Raw genomic sequence first — 17,348 nt, forward strand, 5'->3', positions numbered from 1 at the left:
AAATGGCTGATCGATAAAAGAAATCGTCCTGAACTCATTGTTTGTAAAGGTAATGGGCGCAGTTGCCTGCGCCCATATTATTTTAAATCACGGTCAATTGATGGTTAGCCAACAAGGTTGCCAGATCGGTTTGTACACCACTCAGCGTTACCACGGTGGTAGCCGCATAACTGCTTCCACTGCCATCGCGATCAATTTGCAGTACGGTGTCACTGCCGTTGGTCACCACGGTGATGTAATCACCGATGTTTCCAGCACTATCATCCAGTGTGGCGACGCCATTGGTATAACTTGCCGAGGCGGTGCCGGTGTAACCACTGCCCTGTAACAACTCACTGATATCGATACGATCGGTGTCCTGGGTATTGTCGAAACTGCCGACGGTGAAACCGTTGACCCTGGTTTCTATATTGCCCCCAGTGGCACTTTCGCTGTTAAGCAGTTTGTACAACAGGGTGTCATGCCCACCGTTACCAATGTTCAAGGTTTCGTATGCCGGATCCATGGTAATAACATCAGTATCGGTGCTGCCTTGCAGCAACAGGTCAAGGCTAATTCCCTGCACAACTGCCCCTTTGCTGACATTGATACCCTGTTGAACCCACAACGAGGCGTTACTGTCATTCAGGTTTTCCAGCACCTGATAAGTATCACCACGCCAGATCTGATTACCCACCACGCTCCAGCCACTATCCGTTAGCGTGACCGTATCCGTCGTCCCTCCCTGCACCACCAGCACATCGGTGGTGTCGGATACGGCAAGCACATCTGCCAGAGACAGCGTCAAAGTGTTGGCGTATTGGTCACCCAAGTGGATGGCCTCAATGCCTGTAACCTTGTTGCTGATCTCGCTGAAGTTCAGATTAGCGGCGGAGTCCCAAACCAGCGTATCGAAACCACTGCCACCGTCGATAGAGGTAAAGCCAGTGTTACCAACCAGAATGTAGTCATTACCGGCCCCCGCACTCATGGTCATAGCACCATGGCGACCATCCAGCGTGTTCACCGCCGCATCGCCGTTCAGCGTGCCGGATGTTCCATCCAGATAGCTGGCGGTGGTGGCATAAGCGGTGTTGTCGCCTTTACCGCGAATAGTCCCGTCGGCGTTGACGATGATGCTATAGACATCATTTTCCTCCGTCCCCCAGTAGATTCCGGCGGTGGTCATATGGTCCCAGGAGACCACGTAACCGCCGTCGACCAGGGCCGTCACCGAAGGCTGCGTGTCGAGGTTGGCGCTGTTGGTGGAGATCAGCGTTTCCCCACCGAGTTTGTTACCTGCAGCATCAAAGGACTGGGCGTAAACCTCGGCCTTGTTGTTTGCGGTAAACTTACTCCACACCACCACGTAACCGCCCTGCTGCAAAGCAGCCACGCTCATGTTGACGCTCATTCGGTCGAATGCCACACCATTGACCCCGTTGGTAGTGGTGTTAACCAACACATCGCCACTGTCGATCGCCACCATTTTTTGCAGTGTGGCATCCCAAGTGAAACGACGGGCATACACATCAAAGCCATCCATGGTCCCGGCGGCAGTGCCTGTCGCCGAGGCGGCATTGGAAGCCCAAACAGTAATAAAACCACCGCTTTTCAGCGCGACCGTATTGGAACCGATCTGGTAGCCTGTGGTCTGGGTGTTAACCCGTATTTCACTGCCAGCAATTTCTTTACCGGTAGCAAAATCGAAGGTCTTCATATAGAGATCGGTTTTGGTCGAGCCTGGCTTGCTGCTCATATAAACCATGGCGTACTTGCCATCACCCACATCCACACCAGACATCCCTTGGGTGGTGGCGGCTAGAGTCCCACCGGTCGGCGTCCCTTGGTTAGCCGCCAGATTATAGGAGAAACCATTGTTCAGGCTGCTTCCGGTAGTAAGCGCTACCGAAGCAGCGTCCAACGCGGCCCCGGCTGAGTTATAACGAATGGAGTAAACGTTATAGTTATAAGTCGTACCGGACGAGTACAACAGCACATAACTGCCATCGGCCATGTTTACATAAGTCGGCGTCAACTCATAAGTCTGGCTATTACTGAGCGTAACTCGTGCCCCTACTGCAACACCGCTGGCGTCATAATTCTGCAGATAAGGTGCCGTCGCGTTGTTGTCTGCCGAGTAGAACACGCTGAACGAACCATCTACTTTCATATATACGTCATACAAACGGATATACTGCAGGTTATTGATGTTTGCCTGCCCCGTCCCAGACGCGATCACCACCACCGCCCCCACGGCCTCACCGCCTTGTGAATACCGCTGGGCTTGCAGGTTATAGATGTTACCTGTTGCAGTAGTTCCCGTGGCCCAGAACATCCAGTAACCACCGTCTGCTGTCGCATAAACGCGCGATGAACTATCGTCATTGTCATTAGCCGCGTTTATCTTGCTGACAGGTTCAATCACCGTGAAGTCTTGTACGGTGGAATATTGCCCACCGCTCCCATCTGCAATGGTAACCGCCGACGAAACACTGTAACTCCCCGATGCCAGCACAGAAGTTCCCCAACCAGACGAGTTAACCAACCAGTTGCCGCCTTCAGTCTGGGTCATGGAACCATCATTACTGTTGAACACCTTCACAACGTTGCCGAGGCTGTCTTTAATGGTAACCACCAAGACCTCACCCGTTCCCGGCTGGCCACGGATGATGAACGCTGGTTGGGTTTCCGCCATATAGTCGAAGCTCGGCGAACGGATAATCGCCGTGTCACGATATACCGTCAGTTCACCGCTGGTATTATCGGTAAAGTAGTTCCCAGCCTGGTCAGCAATGCGCGCTTCAACGTTGTAGACAGCATCCAGTGCCGAGTCAACGTTCATCGCCATACTATCTGAGATCTTCAACGACCAGACTGTCCCAACAATGGCCAGCTCGGCATCCACACCATAGGTATAAACAGTGCCGTTCACCTTCACCTGCAGACGGTTACCGTCCGCCATTCCGAACACCGTACCGGTAATGGTCGGGGTGGTATCGGCGGTCAACAGCGTGTTTACCGTCACCGTCCCTTGACTTGGCGCAATGGTATCGATGGTCATCGCGAAACCGGAGGATCTCGAGCCCTCGTTACCCACAGCATCTGAGACTACCGCCGTGTAGGTGTAAGTGTTATCCGCCAGACCGGACAGTTGCAGCGTCCAACTGAGATCGCTCTCAACGGTAGCGTTACCCACCAGAACCCCATTCTGGTAAATGCGCAGCATTTCCCCCTCTCTCAGAGCCGCACTCAGCGTACCCTTCAACAGTGGTGCGACATCGTTGGTATAGCTGTTATTGCCGTACTCCCCTACCTGTTCAATCACATCATCGTAGTAACTGACGATGGTTGCCGTCTGATCCGGCGGCGTGGTGTCAACACTAATGGAAAACTCGGCCGAAGGCGTGGCCAGATTACCTGCCACATCGGTCACTATCGCGGTGTATTTATAGGTGGTTGCGTCGCTCAGGGCGGTTGGAACCAGGAAGGTCCAGTTGCTGCCCGAGACCACCGCATTACCGATAAACACGTCATCCTGATAGATGCGCACGGTATCCGTCGGCAAAATTGCGCCGCTGAGGGAACCGTTAAGCAATGGACGTGTATCATCGGTTGCCGCGCCGTTAAGGTAAGTCTCCTGTAGAGTGCCAACGTCATCGGTAAAGCTATTAATGGTCGCGGTTTGCGCTGGAGCAATCGTATCCACCGTCAGGCTGAAGGTTGAAGATGGTGCGCCTTCATTCCCCGCCAGATCGGTAATTACTGCCGTCAGGTTGTATCTGCCGTCCACCAGGTCGTGGAGATCGAACGACCATGTGGTATCACTCACCGTCGCCGTGCCTAACAGCGTTGCTCCACTGTAGATACGTACAACTGAGCTCTCAGGGATCGCACTGCCCAACGTGCCGTTAATTACCGGTGATGTATCGTCAGTTGAGGTACCGCTGGTGAAGTTCCCCTGATACAGACCCACATTGTCGGTATAGCTGGCAATGGTGATCGCCTGTTCCGGAACAACGGTATCCACCACCACGGTTTGCTGTGTGATCACTCCGGTATTGCCCGCCAGATCGACCACTCGTACATAGTAGCTGTAGCTACCGTCAGCCAGAGCCGTCTGGTTTGCCAACGACCACTGGTCGTTGATCAATACCAACCCCTGCCAGGTACTCCCCCCATCCAGACTGATCTGTGCCGTTTCACCCGCACCCAGCGCACCCGTGATGTGACCGGACAGCGTAAAGGTGTTATCCGCAGTCACAAAGTCCGTGCTGCTCAGACCGGTATCAGTGGTAATGGTATCAATACTCACCGTAGCAACCGGTGCCGTCAGGTCAACCTCAATGCTGCGGGTGGTACTGGCACTATTGCCCAAAGTGTTGGTGGTTTGCGCCGAAATCACCGCAGTCCCTTCACTCAGCGACAACATATCGGCAGAGCCAACCGTCACTGACCATACACCCAGTTCGCTTACCTGCCCGGTGTATTCATGGCCGTTCAAACTGACCGTGACCGTTTGGCCAAGGGCGTCACTGGTACCGGTAATGTAGTGCAACAACCCGTGTTCATTGATATTCACCCTATCGTCACCGGCAAAAACATCAATACCGATCGCCGGTGGCTGAGAGAAGATAGCCACTTCTTTCGACGCGGAACCGGTGTTGCCCGCTACATCGTTGACCGCAACTGACACGCTATAGTTGCCGTCAATGACCCCACTGAAGTGTGAGGCTGGAACATCAACCGACCAGGTGCTGTTTGCATTCACCGTGGTGACATAGTTACGATCATTGAAGGTCACGGTCAACATCTGACCAGCCTCTGCCGTGGTTGTCCCTGTAATACTGATGCCAGTGTCCTGCTCATCCGAAGTGATAATGTCATCACCGGTAATCCCAGCGATCACCACCACTGGACCGAGGGTATCAACAATCAGTGGGTGGGTGACGGCTACGGTATTATTCGCTACGTCACTCAGGCTGACGATCATATTGTGGCTGCCATCGGCCAAAACACTTACATCCTCCACCGGGACGGTAATGCTCCAGACTCCCCCGGTAGCATTGGTAGTAACCTGGTATTGTTCCCCGTTCAAGTCGACCACAATCGTCTGGCCGCTTTCTACGTTACCGTAGGTGCCGGACAACACCACTGCGGCGCCTTGTTCCTGGGCGTTAATGATGTCATCAGCCGCGATGGTATTCACCGTCAGCGTTGGCGGCAGGGTGTCTACCACAATCTGTTTGGCACTATTTGCACTGTTCAGTGCATTATCGATGGCACTGGCCGTGATCTGGTATCTGCCGTCACTCAGTTCGGCCAGTTTGTCTACCGGGACAATAACGCTCCAGATGCCGGTATTGCCGATTTCGGTGGTGTAAGATTGATCATTGAGCCTCACCTCCACCGTCTGCCCGAACAGGCTGCTGCTGGCCGTACCACTTATGGTGAGTGGCAACCCTTGCTCCAGACTATTGATGATGTTATCCGTTGCTACTGTATCAATGATCAGGCTAGGCAAGCCTGACGCAACCTCGAACTGGTGGTCCAGAGCAATAGCATTGCCTGCTTGGTCACTGACTGATGCATGGACAGTGTTGATTCCTTCAGCCAGATTGTTGATCACTAGGGAAGGCACCCCGATAACCCAGGTCTTATCTATACGGACCTCAGTAGTGTAGGTTTCACCGCCAATGGTGATTGAAATCACCTGTCCCACAGCGTCACTGGTGCCGGTGATGACCTGCGCCTGACCATGTTCAGCCGCGTTGATTATGTTATCTGCGGTGATATTGTTGATAGTCACCGTCGGCAACTGGGTATCAACCAGCAGGTTGCTTTGAACAGAAACCGGGTTACCCGCAAGATCCGAGGAAGCTACCGTTACGGTCAATGGACCCTCAGGCAAGTCCATCACATCCAAATCAGGCACAATCAGCGTCCAGCTACCGTCGTTACCCACAGTGGCGGTGTAAGTGTTCCCGTTTAATGTTACCGTCACCGTCCGCCCACTTTCCAACCCATTACTGTTACCCGCAATTGTCAGTGGTTGACCGTGCTCAAGCGCATTGAGCCGGCCGTCGGTAGACAGGGCATTGATACTGAGGATCGGTGGCATGCTGTCAACAATGACCGCATGGGACGAACTTGAGGAATTGCCCGCCTGATTGGTTACGCTGGCCGCGATAGCAAGATTACCTTCGCTTACAGCCAACATCACGGAAGCAGGAACCGTATAACTCCAGGTGTTACCGCTCAGTACGGTAGTTACGAACGTTTGCCCGCCAAAGTTCAACGTCACAGTTTGCCCAACTTCCACACCGGCCACTTCACCGGTCAGCGTCAGAGACTGCCCTTTTTCGACTTTATTGATGATATCGTCAGTTGCCACCGTGTTGATGCTGACGGCTACACTGTCGAGATCTACCGTCACCAGATGGGTATTGGAAACCTGGTTACCAATAGCATTGGTCCCCTCGGCTTTCACTCTCAGCTCTCCCGCAGGGAAGTTCTGTACATCTGCCCCCGGTATCGAGACCAACCAATTGCCAGCCTGAGCGATAGCGGCCTGATAAGTCACACCATTAATAACGATATTGATGGTATCACCCAGCTTGAAACCTTCGCTGGTTCCCGTCACCACCAAGGATTTGCTGTGCTCCAGTGAGTTAATCACATCGTCACCTGACACTGTATTGACGCGCAGTCCTGGCAGGTTGGCATCGATCACGAAGCTGTGGCTGCTGAGGCCTACGTTACCGTGCGCGTTAGTGACGCTGGCGGTGATAGTTTGGCTACCATTGCCAAGCAGTAACAAATCGTTGGACGACAGGTTAATGCTCCAGCTCAGATCGCTTTGAACCTGTGCCGAGTAGGTATTGCTCCCCACCGTTATTATGACGATATCCCCGGCAGCAGCGCCAACGACCTTGCCAGATATGGCTTGTGCTATTGCCACCTCCTGAGCATTCAGTACGTTGTCGCTGGTAACGGTATTAATCACCACTGACGGATCTACGCTATCCACCAACAGATTGTGAACCACGCTGCCGCGGTTGCCGTTGGTATCCGTCGCGCTTGCCGTCAGCGTGTAAACAGCCTCACCCAGTTTCGCCACGTCAGAGACAGGGACGTTCAAGCTCCAGCCCCCTCCTGTGACCACAGCCTGATAGCTGACCCCATTCAGAGTAACGCTGACCATTGCCCCATCAATCTGTGTACTGGTACCGCTAATGGTCAGCGGCTGGCCTTTCTCAACGGAGTTGATCACGTCATCCTGAGCCAGAGTATTTATCGTCAACACTGGTAGTTGTGTATTAACCACTACCTGATGTGACGCACTGCCCACGTTGCCGGCACTGTCGGTGATGGTCGCAGTAACGGTATAAGTGTTATCAGCCAGGTCGTTGATGACCTCCGCCGGTACCCCTACACTCCAGTTACCACTGGCATCCACCAGGGTGACATAAGTCCTGCCATCTATCACCACAGAGACTTTATCGCCCAATACGGTTCTGGTACTGCCGCCACTAACAATCTGCGCCACACCGTGCTCGGTCGCATTGATGATGTTGTCAAAGGCAATGGCCGCAATGGTGACACCAGGTGACAGAGTATCAACCAGCACATCACGCGAAACTTGGGTGTGATTACCAGCCTGATCGTTAACGCTGGCACTGACGGTGATATTACCCTGTGCCAGACGGGCAATATCAAAGGCAGGAACGGTCGTGCTCCAACGGCCGCTACCCTCTACAACCGCCTCATAACTGATGCCATTGAGCATCACAGTAACCGTCTGGCCCGCTTGAGCGGTGCTGGTACCGCTCAGCAACAGATCGCTACCCACCTCTGCCGCATTCAGCACGTTGTCGTTGGTAACGTTATCGATAGTCAGCGCCGGGGCGCTCAGATCCACATGCACGCCCTGCGATGCGCTCGCGCCGTTACCAGCCGCGTTCACCACACTCACCTGCACCTGCACGTCGCCGTCGGTCAGGGTACGCAGGTCCGCAGACGGTACTGTCACGCTCCAACTGCCATTAGTCTGCACCATCGCGGTATAGCCACTACCAGCGAACTGCACGTTCACCGTCTGGCCCGCCTCCACGTTCTGGCTACGACCGCTCAGCAGCAGTTCACTGCCTTTTTCCTGTGCATTCAGCACGTTGTCACCCGTTACAGCGTTGATGGACACCGCTACAGCGTTCATATCGACCGTAATACCGTGTTGGATCCCCACCGGGTTACCCGCCGAACTGATGCCGCTGGCGGTGATGATCCCCCCTCCGGCATGCAGTGCCGCCACGTCAGCCGCCGGAATCGCTACGCTCCAACTGCCATCGGCGTTGGTGATCGCCGTATACTCGGTAGCGTTAAGGATGACCTGAACAGCGCTGCCCATTTCCAAACCGCTGCTGGTACCGCTAACGATCAGATTCTGACCGTGTTCGATAGCGTTGATGATGTCATCACCAGCCACGGTAGCGATACGCAGCCCTGGCAGATTCGCATCCACCTGGATATCCCGGCTACCATACCCAATGTTACCGTGGCCGTTGGTCACGGAAGCACTGACAGTCAGGCCGCCGTTGCCCAGAGCGGTCAGATCCGCTGCCAGAACGTTCACGCTCCAGCTCAGATCGCCGTTCACCTGGGTGATATAGGCTTCGCCGCCCAACATCACGGTAACAGTATCGCCCGCCACCGCACCGGCCACACGGCCGCTCAGCGTCTGACCACTGGCAATTTCGGTCGCATTCAGCACGTCATCGCTGGTCACCGGGTTAATCAGCACCACCGGAATGGCGCTGTCAACCAACACCAGATGATCAACGCTGACGCTGTTGCCTACCCCGTCCGTAGCCTTGGCCGTCACGGTGTAGCTGGCTTCACCCAGCTTCGCCACGTCGATGGCCGGCACCGTCAGGTTCCACTGACCACCGTTGACTGTGGTGGTGTAACTCTTACCGTTCAAACTGACGGTGATGGAGGTACCATTAGCCAGGTTACTGGCGCCGCTCAGCAACAGGTCGCTACCTTTCTCCACCGCGTTGATCACGTCGTCCTGCGCCAGAGTATTAATGCTCAGCTGTGGCGCAGTGGTGTTGACCTCCACATTACGGTTGGCGCTACCGGTGTTGCCCGCCGCATCAGTGATGCTGACATCGATACGGTAAGTATTGCTGCTCAGTCCACTCACCACGCTGGCTGGCACGCCCACGCTCCAGTTGCCGGACGCATCAAGCACGGTCATGTAGGAGTGCCCGTCGATCATCAGGGTAACCTTGTCACCGGCTGCCGCACCACTGCTGCTACCACTGACAGTCTGCGCCACGCCTTGTTCGGTGGCATTGATGATGTCATCACCGGCCACGGTGTTGATGATCACTGTAGGCACGGTGATATCCACCAGAACGTCACGACTGACGCTGCTGATATTGCCCGCTTTGTCACTGGCCGAGGCACTGACGGTGACGTTGCCATTCCGCAGGCTCGTCAGATCGGCGGCCGGTACGTTCAGGCTCCAACTACCGTTGGCCTGCACCTCCGCCAGATAGTCATTACCGTCGAAGGTCACGGTGACCATCTGGCCTACTTCCGCCGTACTGGTACCGCTCAGCAGCAGATCGCTGCCCACTTCTGCCTTATTCAGCACGTTGTCGCTGGTGACGTTATCAATGGTCAACGCCGGGACACTCAGATCCACATATACGTCCTGCGCCGCGCTGGCGGAGTTACCCGCTGCGTTAGTGACGCTCACCTGCACGCGGGCCTCGCCGTCGGTCATGGTCTTCATGTCGGCGGCCGGTACCGTGACTCTCCAGGTGCCGTCGTTACCCACGATGGCGCTATAGCTATGGTCAGCGAACACCACGTTCACCACTTTGCCCGCTTCCACGTTCTGGGTGCTGCCACTTAACATCAGCGCTTGGTTGTGTTCCGCGACATTGAGCACGTTATCGCCCGCGATGGTGTTTATGGACACCGCCACGTCGCTCAGGTCGATCGTCACTACGCGGGTGCTGGAGACCGGATTGCCGATGGCGCTGCTGCCTGCCACGGTGACATTCATCTGGCCTGCAGGCCAACTGCTGACATCAGCCGCAGACACATTGGTCAGCCAACTACCGTCTGCCAGTACGCTGGCGTTGTAGGTCTGGCCGTTGACGGTCACCACCAAGGCTGCGCCCGGTGTCATACCGCTGCTGGTACCGTTGATATTCAGGCTCTGACCGTGTTCGATAGCGTTGACGATGTCATCCCCGGCCACGGTACCTACACGCAGGCCCGGCAGGCTGGCATCAACCACAAAGTCGCGGCTACCAACTCCGGTATTGCCGTGCGTGTTGGTCACGCTGGCGCTCACCGTAATGGCCCCGTTACCCAGCGCGGTCAGGTCGCCCGAGGTTACCGGAATGGCCCAGGTCAGATCGGGCTGCACGATGGCAGTATAAGACTTGCCGCCCAAAAACAGAGTGACAGTATCGCCCGCCGTCGCGCCACTGACCGTGCCGCTCAGGGTCTGGCCTGCGCCCACTTCGGCGATGTTCAGCACGTCGTCACTGGTCACCGGATCGATATTCACCGACGGCAGTTTGCTGTCAACCAGCAGGTCAGCGGTGTTGCTGACACTGTTGCCCACTGCGCTGGTACCACTCACCGTCACGCTGTAGTTGGCGTCCGCCATTCTGGACAAGTCCATCGCCGGTACGCTGACACTCCAGTTACCACTGGCATCTACGGTGGTGAGATAGTTCTTGCCATTCAGATTAACAGTCACGGTACTGCCGTCAGCCAGGTCACTGCTGGTGCCACTAATAGCCAGCGACTGCCCTTTCTCGACGGCGTTGAGGACGTTATCCACCGAGATGGCATTGAAGCCAAGGCTCGGCAGGCCGGTATCCACTCTCACATCCTTGATGACAGATCCCACGTTACCTGCGCGGTCAGTGACGGTGGCTGTTACGGTCGCCGTGCCGTCAGCCAGGCCGCTAATGACGCTGGCCGGAACACCGACACTCCAGTTACCGCTCGCATCCAGCACAGTCAGATAGCTGCTACCGTCAAGGGTGACAATCACTTTATCGCCTGCCGCCCCGCCGGTGCTGCTGCCGCTGACGATCTGCGCCTGCCCATGTTCGCTCAGGTTGATGACATCATCACCGGCTACCCGGTTGATAGTCACCGTCGGGGCTACCAGATCAACCAACACGTTGTGATCAACCCGGATCGGGTTACCCGCCTTGTCGCTCACGCTAACGCTGACGTTCTGGGTACCATTGGGCAAACCGCTCAGGTCGCCAGCCGGAACCGTTACGTTCCAACTGCCATCCGCCCCCACGGTGGTGCTGTAGTTAATCCCGTTAAGGTTCAAGGTCAGGGACTGGCCCGCTTGCGCGTTGCTGTGGCCTGTAATAACCAGATCTGCCCCCGCTTCTGCCTGGTTGATGACGTTATCGTTGGTGATTGCGTCAATGGTCATGGTCGGCGCGGTGATATCCACCAGGACCTTCTGGCCCGCACTGGCACCGTTGCCGGTCCTATTGACCACGCTGACCTGCACGTTCGTCTCACCGTCGGTCATGGTCTTCATATCAGCCGCTGGAACTGTCACCGCCCACTTACCATCGTTACCCACGATGGCGTTATAGCTGTGGCTGTCAAACACAATCTTGACCATCTGGCCCGCTTCAACGTTCAGGGTACTGCCACTCAAGGTGAGAGCCTGGTTGTGCTCAGCAGCATTCAGGACATTATCGCCAGCCACCGTATTGATGGCGATCGCCACGCTGCTAAGGTCTACGTTCACCACACGAGTGCTGGAGACCGGGTTGCCGATGGCGCTGCTGCCTGCCACGGTGACATTCATCTGGCCTGCAGGCCAACTGCTGACATCAGCCGCAGACACATTGGTCAGCCAACTACCGTCTGCCAGTACGCTGGCGTTGTAGGTCTTGCCATTGACGGTCACCACCAAGGCTGCGCCCGGTGTCATACCGCTGCTGGTACCGTTGATGATGACACTTTCGCTGTGCTCGATGGCATTGACGATGTCATCACCGGCCACGATACCCACACGCAGACCAGGCAGGTTAGCGTCTACCACAAAGTCGCGGCTACCGGTGCCGGTGTTACCGTGATCGTTGGTCACACTGGCGCTCACCGTAATCGCACCGTTACCCAGCGCGGTCAGGTCAGCCGAGGTCAGCGGTATGCTCCAAGTCAGGTCACCCTGTACGCTGGTGGTGTAAGTTTGGCCGCCCAGGACAACAGTGATGGTATCGCCCGCAGCAGAACCGGTCACCGTACCGTTCAGAGTCTGGCCTGCATTGACTTCGGCGATGTTCAGCACGTCGTCGCTGGTCAGCGGCTCGATGTTGACAACTGGCCGGACAGTGTCCACTAACAGGTTGGCCGTGTTGCTCACACTGTTGCCCACTGCACTTGTGCCGCTGGCGGTGATGCTGTAGTTGGCTTCACCCAGTTTCGCGAGGTCAGCCACCGAAACGTTGACGCTCCAGTTTCCGCTGGCATCCACGCCAGTGAGGTAGCTGACGCCGTTCAGCTCTACAGTCAGGATGCTGCCGTTAGCCAACTGGCTGCTGCTGCCGCTGAGGATCAGCGGCTGGCCCTTCTCGACGGCGTTGAGGACGTTGTCCACCGCGATCGGATTGAAGCTCACGCTTGGTAGGCCGGTATCGACCGTAATGTTTTTATTGCCGCTGCCGACGTTACCCGCCGCATCGGTGATGGTGACATTGATGGCCACCGTACCGTCGGTCAGGGTACCAATGACGCTAGCCGGTACGCCTATGCTCCAGTTACCGCTGGCGTCCAGCACGGTGGTGTAGCTATTGCCACCGATGGAAACGGTGACCTTATCGCCCACCGCCGCACCGGTGCTGCTGCCGCTGACGATCTGTGCCTGACCATGTTCGGTCAGGTTGATGATGTCATCACTGGCGATGGTGTGGATGGACACGGTTGGCACGGTCAGATCCACCAGAACATCCTTGCTGGTGCTGATCGGGTTACCTGCTTTATCGCTGACGCTGGCGCTGACGGTAATGTTACCGTCGGTCAGGACACCTGGCGCTACTTCCACGCTCCACCTACCGTCGGTGTCGACGTTGGTGGTGTAGTTGGCACCGTTAAAGTTGACGGTCACGCTCTGGCCCACTTCGGCATTGCTGCTACCGCTGACAGTCAGGGTTGCGCCCGCTTCGGCGGCGTTAATCACGTTGTCGCTGGTGACCGGATCAAGGGTCAGGGTTGGTGCCGTCAGATCGACATGGACGTTCTGCGCCGCGCTGACGCTGTTGCCCGCCTGATTCACCACGCTCACCTGAACCTGGGTCTCGCCGTCAGCCAACCCCTTCATATCCACAGCCGGCACCGTTACCGTCCACTTGCCATCGCTGCCGACAACCGCGTCGTAGCTGTGGCCTGCGAAGGAGACTTTCACCACCTGGCCCGCTTCCACGTTCTGGGTGCTGCCGTTTAGGATCACCGGCTGGTAATGTTCGACGATGCTCAGCACGTTGTCGCTCGCCACGGTAGCAATAGAAACCGCAACGGCTGCCAGATCGACAGTTACGGTGTGACCGATCTGTACCGGGTTACCAGTGGCGCTGCTGCCCGCGACGGTAATATTCACCGCGCCAGCTGGCCAATTGGCCACATCAGCCGCAGGTACATTGGTCAGCCAGGTGCCGTCCGCCAGTACGCTGGCATGGTAGGTCTGGCCGTTGACGCTGATGGCCAGTTGCACTCCCGGCACCATGCCGGTGCTGGTACCGCCGATCATCACGCTCTGACCATGCTCAATGGCGTTGATGATGTCATCACCGGCCACGGTGTCTACACGCAGGCCCGGCAGGTTGGCGTCGACCACAAAGTCGCGGCTACCGGTGCCAGTGTTACCGTGATCGTTGGTCACGCTGGCAGTGACGCTCAGCGCGCCATTGCCCAGCGCGGCCAAGTCATTGGAGGAGACAGGGACTGCCCAGGTCAAGTCGGCCAGCACCGTGGTGGTGTAAGCCTGGCCGCCTAATACCACGGTGACGGTATCACCTGCCGCTGCGCCGCTGACTTTGCCGCTCAAAATCTGCCCGGAAGAGATTTCAGCCAGGTTGAGGACATCGTCAAAAGTCACCGGATCAAAGATCACAGATGGCAGCTTGGTATCCACCAACAGGTTGGCGGTGTTGCTGACACTGTTACCGATATCGCTGGTACCGCTAACGGTCACGCGGTAGTTGGCTTCGCCCAGGTTCGCCAGATCGGCCACCGGAACGTTGACGCTCCAGTTACCGCCGACATCCACGGTGGTGGTGTAGTTAACACCGTTCAGGTTGATGCTGACAGCACTGCCATCGCTCAACTTGCTGCTGCCACCGCTGATTTCCAAAGACTGGCCTTTCTCGATGGCGTTGAGGATGTTGTCCATCGCCATCGGGTTGAAGCTCAGGCTCGGTAGGCCAGTATCCACCACGATATTTTTGCTGCTGGTCCCAACGTTACCTGCCGCATCGGTGATAGAGACTGCAATGCTTACCGTGCCATCAGTCAATGCACCAATCACGTCCGCCGGTACGCCAATGCTCCAGTTGCCACTGGCGTCTACTCTGGTGGTGTAAGATCCGGAACCGAGGGTTACCGTCACGACATCTCCCACCACCGCGCCGGTGCTGCTGCCTTTAACAATTTGTGCCTGGCCATGCTCAAGCAGGTTGATGATGTCATCACCGGAGATAGTGCTGATGCTGACCGTTGGCGCAGTCATATCCACCTGAACATCTTTGGTGGTAGCGGTCAGGTTGCCCGCTTTATCACTGACGCTGGCGGTGACATTGATTGTCCCGTCGACCAGCGTTGACAGGTCGGCCGCCGGAACGTTGACGCTCCAGGTGCCGTCAGTGCCGACGGTGGTGGAGTAATTGTCGCCGTTAAAGTTGACGGTCACGCTCTGGCCCGTTTCGGCGTTGCTGCTACCGGTAATGGTCAGGGTCTCGCCCGCCTCACTGGCGTTAATCACGTTGTCGCTAGTGACCGGATCGATCGCCAGGCTCGGTGCAGTGATATCCACATGAACTTCCTGCGCCGCCTTGGCGGAGTTACCCGACACGTTGGTGACGCTGACCTGCACGCTCGTATTGCCATCTCTCAGGTTGTTCATATCGGCGACAGGGACGGAAACCATCCAATTACCGCTGGTATCGACGGTGGCATTATAGGTGTGACCGGCGAAGTCCACTTTCACCACCTGGCCCGCTTCCACGTTCTGGGTGCTGCCGCTAAGAACCAGTTCTTGGCCCTTCTCGGCGGCATTCAGCACGTTATCACTGGCTACGGTGTGGATAGATACCACAACGTCAGTCAGATCAACGGTAACAACATGGCCGATCTCGACCAGGTTACCGGTAGTGCTGCTGCCTTTCACCACAATGTCCACCTGGCCTGCTGGCCAGAGGGTAACATCCGCACCCTGTACCGGTGCCTGCCAACTGCCATCTGCCAGAATGGTGGCAGCATAATCCTTGCCGTTGACCGTCATCGTCACGCTGCTACCAGGCGCAAGACCCGTGCTGGTACCGGTAACGATCAGGTTCTGGTTGTGCTCGATGGCGTTGATGATGTCATCACCCGCAACAGTAGCAATACGCAGCCCCGGAGAGTTTGCATCTATGCTGATGTCACGTACGTTGGTGCCGGTATTGCCTAGGTTATTGGTCACGCTGACCGCTACGGTCAGAGTGCCATCGCCCATGGCAATCATATCCGCAGACGGAACGTTCAGGCTCCAGCTCAGATCGGACTGTACCAAGGTGGTGTAGATGTTGCCGCCCAGAGTGACCTTCACCTCTGCGCCCGGTTGAGCGTTGGTGACATGGCCGCTGAGGATCTGGTCAACCGCAATCTCCGCCAGATTCAGGATATCGTCGCTGGTAACCGGGTTGATGATCACCGCGGGTAACAGGGTATCGACAGTCAGAGTACGGGTTTCGCTATTGCTGTTGCCATTAGCGTCCGTGGCAGATGCGGTGACCTGATAATACGCATTGGTCAGGTTCAGCAGATCATTAACCGGCGCATTGACCGTCCAATTGCCACTGGCATCCACGACAGCGCTGTAATTGACGCCGTTTAAATTCACCATCACCAGCGTATCCGCCGCCAGGCCGGTAGAACTACCGGTGATTGGCATCAGAGTCGCTTTCTCTCCATCGTTCAACACATCATCACCGGCAATCTGATTGATGGTCAGCGTCGGTGGCACGGTATTAACCGTGATGTCGCGAGTGCCGGTACCCACGTTGCCCGCTTTATCCGTGAGGATAGCGGTGAGAGTGTAGGTGTTGTCCGCCAACCCATTGATGATACCCGCCGGTATGCCCACGTTCCAGTTGCCACTGGCATCCACGGTGGTGGTATACGCCTCACCATTGACAGAGACGGTCACCAGATCGCCCGTAGCCGCACCAGTGCTGGTACCACTAACGATTTGTGCCTGCACGTGTTCACTACTGTTGATGATGTCATCACCTGCCACGGTGTTGATGGTAATGACCGGTGCAGTCAGATCCACCCATACGCTCTTGTCAGCGCTGGCCGGGTTACCCGCCTTATCGCTGACGCTGGCGGTGACATTGATTGTCCCGTCGACCAGCGTTGACAGGTCGGCCGCCGGAACGTTGACGCTCCAGGTGCCGTCGGTGCCAACCGTCGCAGTGTAGGCAGTACCGTTGAAGTTCAGGGTGACGTTCTGGCCCACTTCAGCGTTACTGGTCCCGGTAATGGTCAGATCGGCACCGGCTTCCGCTGCGTTGATCACGTTGTCGCTGGTGACGGTGTCGATAGTCAGCGTCGGTGCCGTCAGATCGACATGCACATTCTGCGCCGCGCTGGCGCCGTTGCCCGCCTGATTCACCACGCTCACCTGCACGTCGGTGTCACCGTCTTTCACATTGGCCATATTGGCCGCAGGGACGGTCACCGTCCAGTTGCCGCTGGCATCCACGTTGGCGTCATACGTATGGCCACCAAAAGCGACCTTGACGGTCTGGCCCGCTTCCACGTTCTGCGTACTGCCACTCAGCACCAGATCCTGGCCCTGCTCCGCGGCGTTCAACACGTTATCGCTGGCCACGGTATTGATGGACACCGCCACGCTGGCCAGATCGACCGTCAGAACATGGCCGATGGCTACCGTGTTACCGGCGCTGCTCTGGCCGGCAACGGTGATGTTCACCGCCCCCGCTGGCCAGTTGGCGACGTCAGCCGCAGGCACGTTGGTCAGCCAGGTGCCGTCGGGCAGCACGCTGGCGTTATAGGTGGCACCGTTGATGGTGACCACCAACTGC

Annotated in this window: 1 protein-coding gene; it reads right to left on the reverse strand. The window is 56.6% G+C overall.

The window, feature by feature from the left end; genetic code table 11:
- Positions 1 to 82 precede the first annotated feature (82 nt).
- Positions 83 to 17,348: Ig-like domain-containing protein (locus tag ACLQ7H_RS07045; protein WP_411752044.1), on the reverse strand; the 17,266-nt coding region annotated here is incomplete at its 5' end.

This window comes from Serratia sp. (in: enterobacteria) (assembly GCF_046715635.1).
GTDB lineage: Bacteria > Pseudomonadota > Gammaproteobacteria > Enterobacterales > Enterobacteriaceae > Chania.